We start from the raw sequence: 20493 nt of genomic DNA on the forward strand, positions 1-20493 counted from the left end.
TGCGCAGGAATGCGGATGTTTCGGCACCGGATCGGTTACATGTTCATCAAATAATGATGCGTGGAATCGAAATTTGTGTATTAGGTCAAGATCGGCGCCAAATTTCAAACCCGCTGACAACGCTGGTTCTGGCTCCTTTGGTCATTGCACCGCCGATCGTGGGGGTCCTGCTATGGAACCAAAACTGGAATTCATTTTTAGCGGTATTGGCTTTTGGATTGCTGTTGTTTTTAGGCTACGCAGCTGCGCCCAGTCTAATTCGCCGTTTCCGTCGCTAGTCCCGGTGGGAGACCCTGGTCTGCTGGAAGCAGAATTTGGGCAAGGTGTGGCTTTGTTGCACAAATTGGGTGATGGGTTCCCTGTGTGAATCCAGCGTGACAGCTGACGAGCATGAGCAGTTGGTCCCCTACGAAGTACAAGACCTGGAACTGGCCTTCGTACAACACGGCGCTGAAGCAGCGCGGATCGGGACCTCTCCACCTGCTGATCGATGCCACCGGGATCAAGGCCGAGGGTGAAGGAGAGTGGAACGCGCGCAAGCATGACGGGCCAAAGAAAGGGCCTGTGGCGCGAGCTTCATCTCGGCATGGACGAGGAAAAATTGGAGATCCGCGCGGTTTGCGTGACCACAAGCAATATCGGCGATGCGCTTATGCTGCCCGACCTGCTGGAACAAATCCCACCGGATCAAGCGATCGCCACGGTCACCGCTGATGGGGCTTATGACACGCGCAGATGCCACAACGTGATTGCCGCTCGGGGAGTCGCAGCTATCATCCCTCCGCGCAAGAATGCGCAGCTTTGGAAGCCAACGACGGCGGGCGCCATCGCGCGAAACAAAGCTGTGAGAGCGTGCAAATATCTTGGGCGGGCACTGTGGCGAAAACTGACCGGCTATCACGGCCGAAGCCGCGCAGAAAAGAAGCTGCACTGCGTCAAACTCCTCGGCCCAAGCCTCATGGCCCGAGACTTCAACCAGCAGGTTGCCGAGCTACAAGTCCCGATCGCGGTGCTCAACCGCTCTTGGCATACCAGTCACAGAGCCTGTAGGATAAGTCCGTCCGGGAAAAGGGAAAGTCCGCTCAAAACCCGTTTTGTGCAACAAAGCCATCATTAATAGAAAAAATGCAAATTATCCTCATACCTATACTTCAGTATATAATACTATACCAATAACTCATAACGTCATACTTTGGTCTAGGATATCTTATGATAAAGCAAATTTGTGGACGATCATAACGTATGAATTTTTCAGCTGCCAAAAACTTTGAAATCTTCTGCATAGTACAGAGCTCTTTGCCTCTTTACAAATCCAATTCTACTAGGCCAATAGGAGTTTTTTTCACATTTTTATATAAGTTAAAGTATGCAAATGAACGTTGAATTAAGGGGGTATAGAAATTTAATATTGGTAGCCCTATGCTTGCTGGCCATATTACTTGGGCTGATGATAAGTAAATTAGTTTCTGAATATCAGAATTCATTAATTATAGAAGATACGATCTTTACATCGCAGGATTACTTCCAGGTTAATGCTCAATTAGCAGACTTAGAGATAACTTTACTTAAAGAAACAAATAATAATAATTTATTAAAAGAAGAGATTTTATTGAAAATAGATACTCTCTTAAATAAACTTTTAGAGCTTGAAGGCAACCAATCGCAGATAATTTCAGGATATAATGAAAAAGTTCGGATTTTAATGAAGCCCATCGTTCAGTTCGTTGATGAAAAAATTTCGAATTTGGACAAGCTAGATGAAATATCAAGAAACGATCTTCTGTTTTTGCGTAACGTGGTAACGAAAATCAGGCCTAAAATTAGTAAAATTTCACTTCTAGTATGGCGTTTAGCATTTAGTCAATCGCAAGAGCAAAGATTAAATTTTTCAAGGCAACTTATTTGGACCGCCGGCGGTTTTGTTTTTTTATTAATGATGCTTGCTGGCTTATTGTTTTTATTAGATCGAATGCTGAGGTCTGCGATTAAGCGTACTTATGAACTTACTGCCTCCTCGAAACAATTAGCATTAACCGTGGCTGGCTCAATGGATGCTATTATCATAGCAGACGGTTTCAGTAGAATTATTGAATACAATACCTCGGCTCAGGGTGTCTTTGGGTGGTCTCGAGAGGAGATCATTGGGAGGACCATGGAAGAACTTTTCTTCCGTAAAGGTTTGAGGGATGCCTATAAAAATGCAGCGGATCAATCACTGGAGCAAAAAAAGGCAACTGATATTGAGGGTGTTCGAGTTGAGTTAACAGCTTGGAGAAAAAATGGTGAAGAGTTCCCCACTGAATTAAATATGACGTATGTTGAACGAAATAATGATGCGATCTTCATGGCGTATATTCGTGATATCAGTGATCGAAAGATTGCTGAAAAAAAATTAATTGAAGCGCGTGATCGTGCTGAACGCACAGACAAAGCAAAGTCACAATTTCTAGCAGTCATGAGTCATGAAATGCGTACACCTTTGGCTGGAATTGTTGGCGTAATGGACTTGCTTAAAGCTACCAAGCTCACAACAAAGCAGGATCATTATGTTCAGATTGCAACAAGTTCTAGTGAGATTTTGTTAGAACACATCAATGAAGCTCTAGATATTACGCGAATTGAAGACGGAGCTCTTAGATTATCCCCTCAAGAATTTGATTTGGATGATTTAGTTAGATCTTTGGTTGATGTACTCAAGCCACTAGCAAATGAAAAAGGGATAAAATTAGAGTTTCAAATTAATAAAAATATCAATACCTATTTTATGGGCGACAGACATCGGATTAGACAGGTTCTAACAAACCTAGTGGGTAATTCTATCAAATTTACGGAAACGGGAAGTATCAAAATTTTAATTAACTTTATTCAGGGATCAGGTTTTTCCGATTTAAAATTTAATATAATTGATACTGGCGTGGGAATTGCACCAATAAACCATGAAAGGATTTTTGATGATTTTGTCGCCATTTCCTCCGGTGATGCGCGTCAAACGCGGGGTGATGGATTGGGGCTCTCTATTTCTCGCAAAATTGCACGTAAAATGGGCGGTGATATTTTTGTGGAAAGTGACATTAATAAAGGTGCTAAATTTATATTGAGTTTACCTCTGATACCTGTTGCTAAGACTGATGTTGTCAAAACTAACGTAACAAATACTCTTATGGAAGTATCCAAAAACCTTTACGTTCTTGTTGTCGAGGATAGTATTACGAACATGGAAGTTCTTTGTGATATGCTTGAAGGAATGGGCCATACGGTGAGTAGAGCATGCGATGGTATGGAATCCTTAGATCAAGCTAAAAACCGAATATTTGATATCATTTTTATGGATATTAACATGCCAATTATGAATGGCATAGAAGCTGCAAAAATAATTCGTTTGGATGGAGGATTAAATTCAAAAACTTATATTGTTGGACTAACAGCGCACAGTAGTGATGAGTTTGGGGTAGACGCAGAACAAGCTGGAATGAATTGTTATTTTACAAAGCCAATCCGTTTAGCTGCTTTACGAGAGATTATTTCAAATTTTGCCTCAGTTTCTTCATTTGAACCTATTGGTGAGCTCTCACCAGTTCTCAAGGAATTATTCGAAACTCTTGGCATCGATAAAGCTTTGGGAGTTATTTGGATATTTTTCGAAGAGGTCGAAATGTTTATTAAACAATGTAATCAGGGTACATTTGAACAAGATTATAAAGCATTAGCAGCGGCTGCTCATAAGTTGAAAGGTGCCTCAGCTATGTTGGGGCAAGAATTGTTAGAAAAACAACTTACTTCATTAGAAATTGACGCTGACAATAATGCCATCAATAATTTAATTGATCGCATTCTAGTTCTTAAAAGTATCGCGAAACAATCAGAGGATATGTTGAGCAATTATGTTTCCTTGATAATAAAGTAGGTGCGCTGATGTAGTTGATATTTTTTATAGATTGCGACATTTTGTATGGAGTAATTCCTTCTGAAATCGTAATCATAGTAATTAATTATATATTTTTTGTGTACATTGTAAGGATAATGTTCTAAAATAATGTATTAGAAACTTTAATATTAATCGGGATAAGAGCGATGTCTCATTATTTGGAACTTTCTAAATTTTTCTGGCTGTCAATGAGTATCACCTATGCTTTTTATTTTTCTAAATTGTATACATATTTAACAATCCCTGAACTAAATGTTGAACTCAATAATGTTGATCAGATTATTATTACTATGAAACTTGCGACTGTTCGCCTTGGAATTGTGGCAATGGTTTTATCGGTATATCCTGTAATTTTATTTAGATTTTTTAAATATGCAAAGTACTTAACTGTTGCATTAACTGCATTGGCAGTCGCTATATATATTGATGATGTTTTTGTTTTGACAGATGTTATTCAATACCCAGATAGCGGTTTGATCCCTCTGATTGAATCATTTCGTCCAATTATGATTACTTGTCTACTTTGGATGAGCATCGAACTCACATTTCGTCCTGTGCCGGTGGGTTTATATTATGAAAAATAAAAATATAAATGATCTTGAATTATCTACCATACTGGGGACTGCTTCAGATGAATTTTCAAATGACAAGAATTATGTGGTTCAATCCTTTACTTTTCGACTAACATTAAGTTTTATAAATTTATACGCTCTTATACTTATTGCATTGTTCTTTATGGTAAAAGGTAACCTTGTACTGGGGATCAATAATAATTTTCTTGAAACAGGATTTTTATCAGTCTTAAACTCCAGGGCTTCGCTAATATTCCTGCTTTTGATATCTTTAAATATTTCAGCTTATTTTAATTTGGGGTTTAAGTATGTCTGTCTAACCATGATGGTCTACATGATTAACAGTGCAATTGACAATGCAGTACTATTTTCTTCGTTCATGCACTTAACTGACAGGCCATATATTTCAGTATTTAATGTCACTAGGCCTTTGTTCATTATTTCACTTTTCTGGGTTTTTATAATCCATAAAGATAAGAAAAAAATTACAAAAAATTTATATTATTAATTGATAACTTTTTATAAAATAGCTTATTCAAAATATGTGTTTGTCGAGAGTATGACGTTTTCAGTTGACGCTTGATCTATTTAGTAAGTCGCAACCTTAGGTGATTTAGAGTTTGCAACAACAGTTTCTGTTATGCCTGATCCAGATGACCCAAGTTGGATAAATTTCACATTCCCGTTGGAATTATAACCGTACCGTCCGATGGTGACGAAGGGTCTGGCCTTACCTTAACCGATATATCTCCCTGCGGGGGCGTAGTTGATTTTTATAGCAGCGTGGATATTGCGCCAATCACAGCAACAGTCGGTGCTACTTCCGATGATTCACTTGATTGAAGGATACTTGAGCCAGGTCAGCAAAGCGTTTAATGGGACTATGGAAACGATCGTTACAATGGCGATCTTACACCGGGTGATGCCCGTTTAATATGCTTCACCTCCGGTACTCTGATCAAGACCGATCAAGGCGAGCGCCCAATTGAAGGCCTCGTGGCTGGCGACATGGTGCTGACGGCAACCTCAACTACTATGGCCCCGCCGCCCGCATGAGCCTCAAGCACAATGAGGGCAAGCTCCTTGTGTCCTATATGGCTGGGAGCTGTTAGTCGGAAATTGATAAGACGTCTCGGGTCGTCTGGTGGGGTTTACAGTTGTTGGCCCACACCGAGAAGAACAACCGTTCCAACTAAGTGTTTCTCGCAGTCATACCATTGGCGGTACTGGCCAAGACTTACGTTCTCCTGGCGTCTTAAGGCTTAACCTATGAACACAAAGCTACATGCGCCTTTGGTTATCATGTGAGAGTCCGATGAGGGGTAGTAGATGCTGGATATGCCACTGATGGAAGGTATTTTTCGTTGACTGGCGTGGGTGGTTGTATGTTTTAACGCCGACACAAGTTTCTGAATTAAACAATAAAATCAAATCCAGACTAAGTGGCGGAGCGACAGTCCGTATATCTATAATTCCAGTAGCTTCAATTAGCGCAAATAACCATAAAATTATGCATATTTTATGGTTTCAATTTGCTTATGCCTTCCTCACAGTATTAATGTGTTCCAAGATTTTTGTGGGGGCGGGTGTGGAGGCTAATGGCAAAGAAGCTTACGATACAATATTTAAATTCACGACTTGAGGCAGGGCGTTATTATCACAGCTCGGGAACTGGCCTTCATATCTACGTTAGACCCAGTGGTTCGAAGAGCTGGTCTTAGAAGTTGCGCTTCGGCGGCAAACGGCAAACCTACAATGCTGCTGACCGCGCCATTAGGCACATTTTCAAATAAGGACATTACAATTTAATAGAACTCAATATTCAAGAGATTCACTTGCCCACAAACGATCTGAAACCCTGTCATGCGATCTCCGGCCATAGGTAACAAAACTGGCACAGTTAGGGGGACTACGAGAAATCTTTGTTGGCTAAGCGTAGATTAGATGGCGTGGGCCAAGCCACTGCATTGATAAAAATTAAATTAACCAAATTGCGCACAGGTAATTCAATCCCAGGTCTGGTGCGGATCGGGCAGAGGGATCGCAGACAGTAGCTCCCGCGTGTAGGGGGCTTGTGGTGCTTCAAACAACGACACTGTCGCACCTTCTTCTACGATTTCCCCAAGATGCAGCACCAATACCCGGTCACAGAGACGTCTTATCACTGATAGGTCGTGACTGATAAACGCCAATGTTAGCCCGAGATCGCGTACCAATTTTCCCAACAGATTGAGTACTTGCGCCTGCGACGACACATCCAGTCCCGACACAATCTCATCGGCCAGAATGAAATCAGGCCGCAGCGCAATGGCACGGGCAATCCCCACCCGTTGACGCTGCCCGCCAGACAATTCATGGGGGTATCGCTGTGCAAATTCACGCGGCAAACCAACCATATCCAGCGCTTCATCAATGCGGGTGGGTATGCCATCCAGCCTCTGAACCTGCAGTGGGGCCGCAATGATGCCCCCCACGCGCCGTCGCGGATTGAGCGATGACATCGGATCTTGAAAGATCATCTGAAACCGCTGACGCATCCCGCGCAGCTGGTCCTCGCTGAGGTGGGTAATGTCGGTGCCATCGAAACAGATGCTGCCGCCTGTGGGCGCTAACAACCGCAACATTGCGCGACCCAATGTGGATTTCCCTGATCCAGAGCCGCCGACGATGCCCAAAACAGCGCCTTTCGGCACGTCAAAGCTCAGACCTTTGAGGATCTCTATGCGGGGCGTTGCGCCGATTAATGGCTTATGGGCCATGTCCGGCAAAGATAATTTCAGATCACGCACCTTGTACATCATGATGCAGTCCTCAGGTCGTGTTCCATAACTTCACGCTCAACTTGATCAACCACAGTTTGTGGCACAGGGGTCAGGCTGCTTGTGGGATCGGTGTAGGTTGGCGTCGCGGCAAGTAGCGCGGCGGAATAGGGGTGGATGGGGCGCATAAAGAACCGCGGCATGTTCGCTTCTTCCACCACTTTCCCGGCATAAAGTACAGACAGAGTGTCACAGACCTTTGACATGACGCCAAGGTCATGGGTCACGAACAAAAGGGCGGTATCATGACGTGCCTGCATCTCGCTGATCAGGTGCAAGATCTGCTTTTGCACGGTCACATCCAACGCAGTTGTTGGTTCATCCGCGATGATCAATTTAGGTTCTGCTGCAAACGCCGATGCGATCAAAATACGTTGGCGCATGCCGCCTGACAGTTCGTGCGGATAGCTGCGCATGACGCGTGGGGCGTCGGGGATGTGCACTTCGTTTAGCAATTCCAGCGCGCGCTTTGCAGCGTCTTGGCGCTTCCATCCTAGGATGTCGACCAAACGTCGGGTGATCTGTGGTCCAATCCGCCGCGACGGGTTCAGCGCCGTCAGCGGGTCTTGCGGGATCAGGGCGGCCAATGCGCCAATACGGTTGCGGCGTTCAGCGGGCGGCAGGGTTTGCAGGTCAACCCCGTCCAGCCAGATCTGACCTGAGGTTATGTCCAACGCGCGGGGCAGGGTGCCCAACACGGCCTTGCCAATCATAGATTTACCCGCACCAGATTCGCCCATCAACCCGTGCACCTGGCCCGCTGCGACATTCAACGACACATCGCGCAAGATTGTCCCGCCTCCTTTCAGCCGTACCGTGAGGTTACGAATGGACAGATACCCGTTCATCTCAGTACCGGATCGAAGCGGTCTTTGAGCCCTTCGCCCAACTGGGAAAAACTGAGCACGGTGAGGAAAAGCGTGATCAACGGGAACACCAAAACCCACCATGCCTGATGCACCGATGTGCGCCCTTCAGAGATCATACCGCCCCATGTCGGGCTATCGGTTGAGATGGACAGGTTTACGAAGCTCAAGATCGCCTCAACAATGACGGCGATGCCCATTTCCAGCGTCAGCAGAACGACGATTGTTGGCAGGACGTTTGGCAGAATTTCGGTCAGCATGGTGCTGAACCGCGTCTGACCGGACACTTGCGCGCTGGCGACGTAGTCCATTGCACCCTGTGTCATCGCTTCAGCACGGATAACGCGGGCGAAACGGGTCCAGTCGATGATGACGATGGCGATGATGATCGACAACAGGCCTGTTCCCATGACGGCGATCAACAAAATGGCGAAAAGGACAGGGGGAAAGGCCATCCAAATGTCGACAAAACGGCTGATGATCCGGTCGGGCCAACCGCGGTAATAGCCCGCGATCAAGCCAAGTGTTGCGCCAACGAAGCAGGTTAACGTGCCCGCGACCAGAGCGACGATCAGGGCCAATCGCGCGCCATAGAGAATGCGGGAGAGCACGTCGCGGCCCAGAGAATCAGTGCCCAACAGGTATCCGGGTTCAGCACCGTCCATCCAAAAGGGCGGCATGCGGCCCAGGAATAAGTCTTGCATCAGCGGGTCTTTAGGCGCGAGCAGAGGCGCGCAGAGGGCGGCGAGGGCCAAAATTGTCAACCACCCACCGGAGAGCCACAGGCGCAGTCCTAAGGTGCGTTTTACGTCACCGCGCAGATCACGCATGGCGCAGCTTTGGGTTCAGCACGACATACAGCATGTCGACGACTAGATTAACGATAGTAAAGAGCAGCGCAAACAGGATCACGATGCCTTGGATCAGCGGCAAATCGCGATTGATCACGGCGTCGATGGCCATATTGCCGAGGCCTTCATAACTGAACAGCCGCTCGATGATCACCGTGCCGCCGATCAGAAAGGTAAATTGTACGCCGACCAATGTCAGCGTGGGCAGGATCGCGTTAGGCAGGGCCTCCCGCGCGATAACGTGGTTTTCACCGTAGCCTTTGGTGCGGGCGAGGGTGACATAATCAAGGTGCATCGTCTCCTTTAAAGACTGTTTTAAAAGCTGTGCGATGATCGCAGCAAGCGGGATTGCAAGTGCCAAGGCGGGCATGAACATATGACCGATCAGGTCGGCGATGACGTCGAAACGCAACCGCATTAATGCCTCAAATAGGAAGAAATTGGTTGTGAAATCAATGTTTATTGAGGGGGATACACGGCCAGAGATGTGAAAAATCGGCCAGAACACCCCAAAAAGTAAGATTAACACCAGCCCCCACAGGAAATCAGGGATCGACAGGGCCATGCCCGCGCTGACATCCACCGCTGCTTCGCCTTTGGTGTCGCGAAACCGGGTGCCAAGCAGGGCCATGGTGCCGCCTATGATCACCGCGATGGTGAGGGCGATGATTGACAGTTCTAAAGTGGCGGGCAGGCGGCCCAGCACCAAGTCAGATACTGGTTGGCGCAGGGAAATGGAGGTACCAAAATCGCCCTGCGTCACGTTGCCCAGCCAGATGACAAACTGCTGAAAGATCGATTTATCGAACCCGTATTGCGCTTGTAATCGGGCGATATCGGCGTCGGTGGCACCGGGGGGCAGCATCATCGCGATTGGGTTACCCGGCACCACACGGATCACCACAAACACAATTATCGCCACGCCAAAAAGCGTGATGGCCGTAGTCAGCAGACGGATCAGGATGATGCGCAGTAGGGTCATGGGAGGGCCAGTTAAAAAAAGATGGGGCCATGACAGCCCCGTCTAGTTACAGGAAGGTCGTGTTACGCCCGCGTCATCAGGTGTGGCAAAAGCGCGCCGGAGCGATGAGGCGTCACCTGCACACCAGAGGCGTGCAGGATCGGCTGGACGTATTGCAGAAGGGGAATTACTTCCGCGTTTTCAGCGATTTGGCGGTCAACTTCTTTCCAGCCTGCGATGCGTTTGTCCTCATCCGCTTCGCCCCAGAGGGGGAGGATCGAATTGAACCGTTCCTCGCCATCCCAGACGGAGTGAGGGGAGGGGCCGAACATCGCGAACCCGGTGGAGGTTGTCGGATCACCAACCGAATTGCCCCAGTTGTAGAAGGCGGCAGGTGCAAGTTGATCGGCAGCGCGCAGCTCAAAATGTTTGGCAATTTCGTAGACTTCGATTTCCGCCTCGATCCCGACACGGCGCCACAGGCCGACGATGGCCTGCACCATTTCAAAGTCCTTAGGTTTGAAGCCCTTGGTAGTTTGGATTTTGAATTTGACGGGATTATCAGGGCCATAGCCAGACGCGGCGAGCAGCTCTTTAGACTTCTCTGGGTTAAACTCAACGGTGATGCTGTCGTCGTAGGCGATGTAATCGGGCGTTTGCAGCGTATCGATGGGCACGCCGTAACCAGACAGCAAGCGGTCCACGATTAGTTGCTTGTCAATAGCATGGGCCGCAGCCATGCGCACGTTGGGATCGGTCATGACTTCGATGTCATTCAGGAAAATCATGCCGATATCTGAGATGGGCGATGCCGTGCCGTCCAGCCCGTCTTTGGCTTTCAGGCGGTCGAATTCCTCGTAAGGAATCTCAAGCGTAACGTGGGAATTGCCCGATTCCACCTCGGCCACACGGCTTGCCGCGTCAGTCACGAATTTGATTGTTACGGTTTTGAATTCTGGTGCGCCGCCCCAGTAGTTTTCGTTGGCTTTCAGGCGGACAAAGGCGTTGCGTTCGAATTTCTCGACCATGTAGGGGCCGGTACCGATGGGGGCAGCCTCAAAACCTTCCGCGCCCACTTTCTCGTAGTATTTCTTGGGCATGACATAGCCGGTGAGGAAGGACATCCATTTGAAGAATGTCGGCTCAAACTCAGGCATATCTGCGGTGACGCGGTTGCCGTTGGCTTTGATGTTGGTGATTTTGCCCCAGATGAATTGGATGGGGGAGCCTGTGTCCGGGTTGGCGACGCGGGCCAGCGACCATGCGACATCTTCTGCAGTCAGCGGATCGCCGTTGTGCCACGTTACACCTTCGCGGACGTCCATCCAAATGGCGGAATTGTCGTCGTTCCAGCCATAATTTGTAATAATGCCGGAGCCGAAGGACAGATCAGGGTTTTGTGGGATGTAGAGGTCAAACACCGACTGGTAGAACCCTTGGATTGTAGGGTTTACCGCTGACAAGCCAACGGTCGGATCCCAGCTGGGCAGGTTGACGTTATAGGCGATGACCAATTCGTCAATATTCGCGAATGCGGGCAGGCCAACGGTTGCAAATGCCGCTGCTGCCACGGAGGTTTTAAGAAGGCTTCTTCTGGATAGTTTCATGTGAGTTCTCCCTTACTCGTGTCTGTTTTTCTTATCAGTTAAGCGTTCAATTTCCGGCAAGCTTTTTGGCAAGCAGGGTGCCGGGCCCTGCCCCTGTGCCGCCACCGGGCCAGACAGCGGCGCCGGTGTGATACAGGTTTCTGATCGGTGTGGTCCCATCCGCGTATCCGCGCGCGGGACGGTTCATGAAATGCTGGTGTAGATGGTGGCTGCCGCAGACCTGATCGCCGCCGATGAGGTTGGGATTATCGGCCTCCAGCATTTCAGGCGTGACGGTGTGCTGGCCGAGGATTTTGGCACGCGTGCCGGGGGCGTAGCGCTCAATGATGTCAAGGGCGCGATTGGCGAAGGGTTCAGCGGCATCGCTCCAGTTGGTCGCGGTGATTTCGCCCTTGGCGTCGCCTTTGATCTGGCTGGGGGCCATGCGGACTTGCAGCCAGAGAATGTGCTTACCATCAGGCGCGCGGGAGGGGTCGACTACGGTCGGTTGCCCGCAGACAATCACCGGTTCATCAGGTAAAAGACCCGCTTTGGCTTGGGTATAGGTGCGCGCCATCTGGTCCATCGACGGGGCGAGGTGAACATAGGCGAAGCGTTTCAATTCAGGCGCGGACCAGTCGGGCAAGGCGTCCATGGCCAGGTGGATCATCATCGTGCCGGGGGCGTGCTGGAATTTCCGCATTGAAGTATCATGGCGTTGGTCGCCGGACCCGTTCGTCAGTTTCAACAGGGCAGAGGGGGAAACATTGGCGATGACGGCTTTGTTAGCATCCACCAGCATACCATCGTCGAGGATGATGCCAAACGCGCGACCAGCGGCGTGGTTAATGCCGATCACGTTGGAGTTGCAATGGACCGCACCGCCGCGCGATTCAATCATTTTAACCATGGCCGTGGTCATCGTATCCGCACCGCCCGCGCCCAGCACCAAGCCAAAAGCTTGGCCTGCCATAGCCTCTAGGTATGGGAACACCGCGCCGCCTGCGACGTCGGGGGCAAAATCAAGGTGCATGCCCCATGCGGCGAGGGTGGCTTTGACGTGGTCGCTTTCAAACGTCTGGTCGAGCCAAACACGCGGAGACGTCATCAAAAACCGTGCAAGGTCAAGGGTCCCGCCGCTGCCGCGCTTCCGCCATGTCTTCCAGCCTAAGGATGAAAATGCAAATAAATTCATGGGGGAGCCGAGGATAGAGAGGATCGCCTCGGCTTCTGATGGGAAATTGACGGTCAGGTCTTTCCACGCCTTTGCGTCGGCGTCAGAAAAGCTGCGTACACGTGCCGTTGTGAGTGCGGGATCGTTGGAAATGCCCAACCAGCGGCCATCCGGAAAAACCGATGCAAAGGGATTCGCCGATGGCGAAAAACTCAATCCGTGGCCCGCCAATTCAGCAGCGTGTTGTGTGTAAAAAGCTGAGCCGGCAAACAGCGACAAGTTCATCGCGGCCCAGTCGTGGCGGAAGCCGGGCAGAGTGTATTCCCCCGTTTTTACTCCCCCTCCGACAGTGGCGTTCTGTTCATAGACAATCACCTTCCATCCGCGCGCCGCAAGATGGCAGGCGCAGGCCAATGAGTTATGCCCCGCTCCGATGATGACGGCGTCTGGATTGGTGGTCATTCAACTATGTCCATTTCTAAGATAAGATAATTGCAAATGCATTTAGTCTTGTCTAGCATTGTTTCATTAACTTAACCGCGAACCATACCGCGGACTTCAGGGAGAGAACGACATGAGTGCAACAGATGTTGTAAGTGGCCTTGGCGCGATGCTGGCTTCTGGTGGGGTAGAAGTGGTGGATTGCACCGGGGTTTTGGGGCCGGAAACGCCGATCATCCAACTGCCGCCGGATTTTGCCAAGGCGACGCCCAAGGTCGAAATTCACAAGATCTCTGAGTACGACAATGACGGGCCGTTTTTTGCGTGGAACTGGATGGTGCTGGGCGAACATTCCGGCACGCACTTCGACGCGCCACACCATTGGATCACGGGCAAGGACCACGCCGACGGGTACACCGACAATCTGGATGTGCAGCGTTTGGTCGCCCCGGTGAATGTGATTGATTGTTCGGCTGAAACGGCGGCGAATGAGGATTTCTTGCTGACGGCTGATGGTGTGAAAGCGTGGGAAGCGGAGCATGGCGAGATTGGTGCTGGCGAATGGGTTGTCATGCGCACGGATTGGGACAGTCGGGTGGATGATGAGGCTAAGTTCCTGAATGCAGATGATACGGGGCCACATTCGCCGGGGCCGACGCCGGATTGCATTGAGTATCTGTTGCACAAGAAAATCGTTGGGTGGGGCACGCAGTGTATCGGCACCGATGCGGGTCAGGCTGGCGGGATGGAGCCGCCGTACCCTGCGCACAACCTGCTGCACCGGGACAATTGTTTTGGTTTGGCATCGCTGACTAACCTGTCGAAATTGCCACCCAAGGGCGCGATCCTGATTGCGGCACCTTTGAAGATCAAGAATGGCACCGGCTCTCCCATCCGCGCTTTGGCGCTTGTGCCGAAGGGCTAAGCTTTGGCGCAGGTGGATCACCTAATCATCGGGACGGGCATCAATGCGTTGGTCGCCGCCGCGATGCTGTCGCGCAAGGGCGATCGCGTGCTGATGATCGAACGAGAGGACCGGATCGGGGGGTGCATGTATACCTCCGATCAGGTGACGCTGCCGGGGTATCATCATGACGTGATGGCCGCGACTTTTGTGTTATTCATGACCGGGCCCGCGCAGGAGGCGTTGGGCGATGATCTGGGCAAGCACGGGTTTGAGTATTGCCATTCCCCTCATCCCACGGCGGTTTTGCGCCCCGATGGAACGGCATTGGTGTTGACCATGGACCGGGCGACGAATGTAGCAGCGTTTAATGCGCGGGGATCTGGCGATGGGGATCAGCATGGCCGCGATGTGAGTGCAGTTGAGGCGGATGCGCCGTTTTTGTTTGCGCTGTTGGGGCAGCCTTTGTGGTCTCGCGGGACGGTCGTCTTGTTGGCAAAACAGGCTTGGAAACGCGGGTTAGGGTCGCTTAAGGCGTGGTTTGGCGAGGCGTTGGAGCCTGCGCGCGGGTGGCTTGAAACGCGGTATTCCAGTGCGGATGTCCAGGCGATTTGGGCACCCTGGGTTTTGCATGTCGGGCTGACGCCGGAGGCTAGTTATTCTGGGCAGATGGCGCGGGTCATTGCATTTGCGTTGGAAGCTGCGGGCGCGCCTGTTGTCAAAGGCGGTGCAGGGCAGGCGGCGGCGGCGTTTCGGTCGTTGATTGAATCTCACGGGGGTGAGATCTGGACGGGGGTTGAAGCCACGCGTGTGATCCTTGAAGACGGTAAGGCTGTTGGGGTGAAGACGGCGGGTGGTGAGGAACTGCACGCGAGGAATGTCATCGCTAGCACCGCGCCGGGGCAGCTTTATGATGGGTTGTTGGCGGATGCTAATTTTCCCAAACCGGTCAAGAAATTTCGCCATGGGCGGGGGAATTTTCAGCTACATTTTGCGTTGGATGGTCCGATTGAATGGGCCGTTGAGGGTTTGGACGATGTGGCGCTGATCCATCTGGCGGATGGGGTCGATTCTGTCTCTAAATCAAGCAACGAAGCCGAACGGGGCATGTTGCCCGTGACTCCGACGATCTGCGTGGGGCAACCGCACCGGATGGATCCTTCGCGCTGTCCTGAGGGAAAGGCGTTGTTGTGGTTGCAGATCCCAGATGCGCCGACGTTGATCAAAGGCGATGCGGCGGGAGAGTTTGAAAGCGGGCCGGAGTGGACGGAAGCGACGCGGGAGGCTTTTGCGGATCGGATTGAAGCGATCTTGTCGAAACACATCCGCAACTGGGACAAGATCAAGCTGAAACGCCGCGCCTATTCGCCAGCTGATCTGGCGCAGATAAATGTGAACCTTGTGGGTGGCGATCCCTATGGTGGGGCTTGCACCTTGGATCAATTCTTTGTCTGGCGACCGCATGCTGGGCAGGCGAACAACGGCACGGCGATCCCGAATTTGCACCACATCGGCGCTTCGACCCATCCCGGACCAGGGCTGGGTGGCGGATCGGGGTTCAATCTGGCGAAGGGATTGGGCGCATGAACAAGCCGGACATAACGACACTGCCGCGACTGGGCGAAATCGGGCTAGAGAACTTTGCGCCCTATCTGATGAACCGGATCATAGGGCGGTATAATGCTGCGCTCTCCTCGGAGATGGCCGTGCTCGGGTTGACCACGCCGCAGATGCGGTCGCTTGCGGTTTTATCGGTGATTGATGGCATCTTAATCCGGGAATTGGCAGTTTATGCGGTGGTGCAGCAATCGACCCTAAGCCGGGCGCTAGACACGTTAGATCAAAGTGGAATGATCCGGCGGGAGTCGGATGGGAAGGACAGCCGCGCGACGCGGGTGTTCATCACCGACAGTGGGCGTGAGGCCGGTGACCGGATGTGGCCGCATATGGCGGGGGCGGCGGATGCGATGTTTACAGGGGTCGATATCGCGGAGAAACGCGCCTTTGTCGGGACGCTGCAGACCATCCTGCGCAACATCCGCAAACACGATTTTTAAAAACCGCTATGCGTTGAAAGGAACTGACATGACGCGTTTCATGATGACATTGACTGTGGGTATTCTGACGGTAAGCACAGCACTGGTGGCGGGATTGCCGGGGATGCGCGGTGTTGATCACATTGGCCTGACCGTGCCCGACATGACCGAAGCAGAGACGTTTTTTGTTGACGTGCAGCGGTGTGAAAAGACGATGTCGTTTGGCCCCTTTCACGATGATGAGGGCACATTTATGCAGGACTTGCTGGAAGTGGACCCCCGCGCAGTGAATGAGCAGATTACCCTGATGCGGTGGGGATTCAGTTCTAACACAGAGCTTTTTGAGTATAATACGCCTGATCAGAAGACCGTTGCGATGCATAACAGCAACATCGGTGGCCATCACATCGCGAACTATGTGGATGATATAAGCGCCGACGCTGCGTATCTCAAAGACAAGAGCTTGCGGTCACTAATGGGGCCGCTTACGATCAATGAAGGGCCCGCAGCAGGTCAATCGATCATGTACTTCTTTGCGCCTTGGGGTTTGCAAATGGAAGAGGTGTCCTACCCCGATGGCATAGCGTATGAAAAGGACGGTAGCACAGTGTTGTGGGCGTCACACGCTCCTTCAAAGTAGATTTCTTCGGGAGAGAAAAAACATGGCAGAACGCTCGTTCAAGGCTGAAGTAAAGCATCTTCGCAAGGGTGATGGGGATGTGTTCACCGGGGAAGGAATTCTCGCGTTGACCAAGGCGTTGTTGGAGAACGGCGTGGGGTATGTGGGCGGCTATCAGGGCGCGCCAATTTCGCATCTGATGGATGTGCTGGCCGATGCCGAAGAGTTGATGGATGAGCTAGGTGTGCGGTTTACGGCGAATGCGTCGGAGGCGGCGGCAGCGGCGATGTTGGCAGCAAGCGTGCATTATCCGATCCGGGGGGCGGTGACGTTTAAGGGCCCAGTTGGGGTCAATGTCGCCTCAGATGCGTTGGCGAACCTGTGTTCGTCGGGTGTGAACGGTGGGGCGTTGATTATCGTGGGGGAGGACTACGGCGAAGGGTCCTCCATCATGCAGGAACGCAGCCACGGGTTCGCGATGAAATCGCAGTTTTGGATGCTAGACCCGCGACCTAATTTGCCGTCGATCACCAAGGCGGTGAAGGATGGGTTTGAGTTGTCGGAGGCGAGCAATACACCCGTGATGTTGATGGTGCGCATTCGGTCGTGCCACGTGACGGGTAGTTTTGCGACCAAGGACAACGTCCCGCCGCCGCTGACGGTGAAGGAGGCCATTGCCAAGCCGCAGTCGGATTTCAAACGTGTGGTGTTGCCGCCCTGGAGCTATATTCACGAGCAGGATAAGATCGCGAAACGCTGGCCTGCAGCTGAGAAATTCATCATGGAAAAGGGACTGAATGAGGTGTTTGGACCGGACAAAGCCAAGCTGGGCATCGTGGTGCAGGGGGGGATGTACAACGGTTTGATCCGATCTTTGCAGCGTCTTGGGCTGGCGGATGTATTTGGGCATACGGAGGTGCCGATCTATTGTCTGAACGTGACATATCCGCTTGTTAGTGACGAATTTCACGCCTTCTGCGCGGGTAAAGAGCATGTGTTGGTGGTTGAAGAAGGCCAGCCGGAGCATATAGAACAGCACCTTGCGTCGTTCCTGTACCGGGGCGGTAAAACGCTGAAGCTGTATGGCAAGGACGTGTTGCCGATGGCGGGGGAATATACGGGCCAGGTGATGTTGGATGGGGTCACGGCGTTCTTGCGGCAAGCGGCACCTGACATATTGATGGGGCAGGTGCGTGCACCAAATCAGGAGCAGCCAGCGATCCTGGATTTGTCCAAGACGGTGCCCATTAGGCCTCCCGGTTTTTGTACGGGCTGTCCTGAAAGGCCGATCTTTGCGGGCATGAAATTGGTTGAGCAGGAGTTGGGGAAATCCCAGATCACCGCCGACATCGGCTGTCACTTGTTCGGGTCGCTGCCACCGTTTGAGATGGGCGGGGCGACGATGGGATACGGGTTAGGCCCGGCAGCGAATGCGGCGTTTGATGGGGGCGGTGAGCGGCGCGCGATTTCGATCCTTGGGGACGGTGGGTTTTGGCACAATGGGCTGACGTCTTCGATCGGGAACATGGTATTTAACAAATCGGACAACGTTGCGATTATTGTCGATAACTATTATTCCGCAGCCACCGGGGGGCAGGAGATACTATCGAGCCGCGCAAATAACAACACCAAGATGACGCAGAATCCCATCGGCGCGGCGCTTAAGGGTGTGGGGGTCGAATGGGTTCGCCAGATTGACCATACCTATGATGTGGCAAAGGTGCGTGACACTTTAAAAGAGGCTCTAACAACTGACTTTAAGGGGCCAAAGGTGATTGTCGCCTCGTCTGAATGTATGCTGAACAAGCAGCGGCGGGAGAAGCCGATCCGCAACAAAGCGATCAAGGATGGGCGGCGTGTGGACGTGCCGCGCTTTGGCGTGGATAGTGATGTTTGCACCGGGGATCACGCGTGCATCCGGCTGTCGGGATGTCCGTCGCTGTCGTTGAAACGGCTGGATGATCCGCTGCGCGATGATCCGATTGCGCATATTGATCAGACCTGTGTGGGGTGCGGGAACTGCGGGGAAGTGGCGGATGCTGCTGTGCTGTGCCCTTCGTTTTATCGCGCTGATGTGGTGCATAATCCGAGCGGGTTTGAACGGTTACGCGCGGGTGCGCGCGATAAGGTGATCACCTGGTTACAGAGACGGCGGGATGCCAAGCGGTTGCGGCTTGAGGGATCGCCCACATGAATTTTGTCATGCCCGAAAAGACTCCCGACGCGCGGGTGGGACAGATTATCAAGCTGGCGGTGATGGCTGTCGGTGGGCAGGGTGGCGGCGTGCTGACCGCGTGGATCGAGAGCCTTGCGCGAGCGCAGGGATACGAGTGTCAGGCGACCTCCGTGGCGGGTGTGGCGCAGCGGACCGGGTCGACGATTTATTATGTTGAGATGACGCCGGCCTCGGACCAGATGCCTATCTTTGCGCTGGCCCCGTCGGGCGGTGACGTGGATGTGTTGATCGCGTCTGAGATGATGGAAGTGGGCCGCGCGATCATGCGGGGGTTTGTGACGCCGGACCGGACGGTGTTGATCGGATCGACGCACCGAGCGTTGGCCGTGTCTGAAAAGATGACCCCTGGCGACGGGATTGCGGACGCAGATGAGGTGCGTGCGGCGGCTGCGATTGCGGCGCAAGAGTTGATCCTCGCGGATATGGAAACGCTGGCAGTGGGGCAGGGATCTGTGATCTCTGCCAGTTTGTTTGGGGCTTTGGCAGGGTCAGGTGCGTTGCCGTTTGAGCGTGCGGCATTTGAAGAAGCCATTCGCGCGGGCGGCAAGGGAGTTGACCCGTCGTTGCGTGCGTTTGCGGTGGGGTTTGATGCGGCGCGTGAGGGTATTACAGAGGCCGAAACGCCATTGCTAGAGCCGCAACCGACAATGCTTGGCCCCAAGGTGGAGATGGACAAATGGCAGGGTTTGCTGACTCGCGTTATCGCTTTGCCCGACCCGGTTCAGCAAATGGCACAGGCGGGTTTGACCAAGGCCGTTGATTTTCAGGATTGCGCGTATGGTGGAACCTATCTTGATCGTCTTGAGGGTGTGATTGCCCGCGATGATGCGGACCATGACTGGCTGTTTAGTACGACGGCGGCGAAGTACATCGCCAACGCGATGGCCTATGATGACATCATCCGGGTGGCAGATTTGAAAACGCGCGCGCCCCGTTTGGCGAGGATAAAAGATGAGATGGGCGCAAGGGACGCGAACCTTGTGGAGCTGACGGAGTTTTTCCATCCCCGCGCTGAAGAAGTGGCGAGCCTGATGCCAGCCAAAATGGGCGCGAAATGGGAATCGAATCCCAAGCGGATGGCGCTGCTGAACCGGTTGTTCAACAAGGGGCGCCGGTTGCGGACCCATACGCTGCGGTCGTTTTTGATGCTGCATTTCTTAGGTGGATTGAAGCGTTACCGACTGCGCACCCGCCGGCATAAGGTGGAAGTTGCACATCTGGAGCGATGGTTGGCGGATAGTCTTAAACAGCTTGAGAGAGACTATTTTCTGAGTGTTGAATTGCTGAAAAACCGGCGGCTGGTGAAAGGATATTCTGACACCCATGTGCGTGGTTTGACCAAATTCAGCACCGTGATGAACGCCGCCGCGCTGCTGGATGGGCGCGATGATGCGGCGGACTGGATGAACCGGCTGCGTGAGGCAGCTTTGCAAGACCCTGAAGGCAAGGCACTGGACGGGGCAATTGAAACTGTTAGGAGTTTTGTCTGAATCAACGTAGGTA

Annotated in this window: 15 protein-coding genes and 2 pseudogenes; 11 read left to right on the forward strand and 6 right to left on the reverse strand. The window is 51.8% G+C overall.

The features are described 5' to 3' along the window. The 5 genes and pseudogenes from QZ280_RS11200 to QZ280_RS11220 all read left to right on the forward strand — a co-directional run. Nucleotides 1–278: pseudogene (locus tag QZ280_RS11200) on the forward strand (hypothetical protein); the annotation flags it as partial. Nucleotides 279–390: 112 nt separating this feature from the next. Then, a pseudogene (locus QZ280_RS11205) lies at nucleotides 391–1055 on the forward strand (IS5 family transposase). Between the two features lie 317 nt (nucleotides 1056–1372). Continuing rightward, a complete protein-coding gene (locus tag QZ280_RS11210) occupies nucleotides 1373–3904 on the forward strand; it encodes an ATP-binding protein (protein WP_293444127.1) in 2532 nt (843 codons plus the stop codon). A gap of 167 nt (nucleotides 3905–4071) precedes the next feature. Then, complete coding sequence (locus tag QZ280_RS11215; RefSeq protein ID WP_293444130.1) at nucleotides 4072–4509, forward strand: hypothetical protein; 438 nt, start codon at nucleotides 4072–4074, stop codon at nucleotides 4507–4509. A gap of 945 nt (nucleotides 4510–5454) precedes the next feature. Further along, entirely contained in the window at nucleotides 5455–5553 is a 99-nt protein-coding gene (locus QZ280_RS11220) for a hypothetical protein (protein WP_293445156.1), read from the forward strand. Between the two features lie 950 nt (nucleotides 5554–6503). On the opposite strand, the gene QZ280_RS11225 is transcribed toward QZ280_RS11220, so the two are convergent. The 6 genes from QZ280_RS11225 to QZ280_RS11250 all read right to left on the reverse strand — a co-directional run bounded on the left by QZ280_RS11225 (nucleotide 6504) and on the right by QZ280_RS11250 (nucleotide 13216). Continuing rightward, complete coding sequence (locus QZ280_RS11225) at nucleotides 6504–7298, reverse strand: ATP-binding cassette domain-containing protein (RefSeq protein ID WP_293444133.1); 795 nt, start codon at nucleotides 7296–7298, stop codon at nucleotides 6504–6506. After that, on the reverse strand, nucleotides 7295–8164 hold the full coding sequence (locus tag QZ280_RS11230; protein WP_293444136.1) for an ABC transporter ATP-binding protein: 870 nt from the start codon (nucleotides 8162–8164) through the stop codon (nucleotides 7295–7297). Before QZ280_RS11230 ends, QZ280_RS11225 begins: the two co-directional genes overlap by 4 nt. Continuing rightward, the gene (locus QZ280_RS11235; protein WP_293444139.1) at nucleotides 8161–9012 is read right to left on the reverse strand and encodes an ABC transporter permease; all 852 of its coding nucleotides are present in this window, start codon (nucleotides 9010–9012) and stop codon (nucleotides 8161–8163) included. Before QZ280_RS11235 ends, QZ280_RS11230 begins: the two co-directional genes overlap by 4 nt. Continuing rightward, nucleotides 9005–10015, reverse strand: coding sequence for an ABC transporter permease (locus tag QZ280_RS11240; protein WP_293444142.1), 1011 nt, complete (start codon nucleotides 10013–10015; stop codon nucleotides 9005–9007). The genes QZ280_RS11235 and QZ280_RS11240 overlap by 8 nt, the downstream gene beginning before the upstream one ends. A gap of 62 nt (nucleotides 10016–10077) precedes the next feature. Beyond that, a complete protein-coding gene (locus QZ280_RS11245; protein WP_293444145.1) occupies nucleotides 10078–11601 on the reverse strand; it encodes an ABC transporter substrate-binding protein in 1524 nt (507 codons plus the stop codon). Nucleotides 11602–11647: 46 nt separating this feature from the next. Next, nucleotides 11648–13216 carry an NAD(P)/FAD-dependent oxidoreductase gene (locus tag QZ280_RS11250; RefSeq protein ID WP_293444148.1) on the reverse strand — a complete coding sequence of 523 codons (1569 nt, stop codon included), beginning with the start codon at nucleotides 13214–13216 and terminating at the stop codon, nucleotides 11648–11650. 112 nt (nucleotides 13217–13328) lie between these two features. Here QZ280_RS11250 and QZ280_RS11255 point away from each other — a divergent pair, with 112 nt between their 5' ends. From QZ280_RS11255 to QZ280_RS11280, 6 genes are read left to right on the forward strand one after another with little or no spacing between them, the layout of a single operon-like run. Next, nucleotides 13329–14120: a cyclase family protein gene (locus QZ280_RS11255; protein ID WP_293444151.1), complete on the forward strand. Its 792-nt coding sequence runs from the start codon at nucleotides 13329–13331 to the stop codon at nucleotides 14118–14120. A gap of 12 nt (nucleotides 14121–14132) precedes the next feature. Beyond that, entirely contained in the window at nucleotides 14133–15686 is a 1554-nt protein-coding gene (locus tag QZ280_RS11260; RefSeq protein ID WP_293445158.1) for an NAD(P)/FAD-dependent oxidoreductase, read from the forward strand. Beyond that, complete coding sequence (locus QZ280_RS11265) at nucleotides 15683–16156, forward strand: MarR family transcriptional regulator (protein WP_293444154.1); 474 nt, start codon at nucleotides 15683–15685, stop codon at nucleotides 16154–16156. Before QZ280_RS11260 ends, QZ280_RS11265 begins: the two co-directional genes overlap by 4 nt. Nucleotides 16157–16184: 28 nt before the next feature. Further along, nucleotides 16185–16775 (forward strand): VOC family protein, encoded by a 591-nt coding sequence (locus QZ280_RS11270; RefSeq protein ID WP_293444157.1) that lies wholly within the window; start codon nucleotides 16185–16187, stop codon nucleotides 16773–16775. Nucleotides 16776–16797: 22 nt separating this feature from the next. Beyond that, entirely contained in the window at nucleotides 16798–18948 is a 2151-nt protein-coding gene (locus QZ280_RS11275) for an indolepyruvate ferredoxin oxidoreductase subunit alpha (protein WP_293444160.1), read from the forward strand. After that, complete coding sequence (locus QZ280_RS11280) at nucleotides 18945–20480, forward strand: indolepyruvate oxidoreductase subunit beta family protein (RefSeq protein ID WP_293444163.1); 1536 nt, start codon at nucleotides 18945–18947, stop codon at nucleotides 20478–20480. Before QZ280_RS11275 ends, QZ280_RS11280 begins: the two co-directional genes overlap by 4 nt. The last annotated feature ends 13 nt before the right edge of the window (nucleotides 20481–20493 follow it).

Source organism: Planktotalea sp. (assembly GCF_018607995.1).
Taxonomy (GTDB): Bacteria; Pseudomonadota; Alphaproteobacteria; order Rhodobacterales; family Rhodobacteraceae; genus Planktotalea.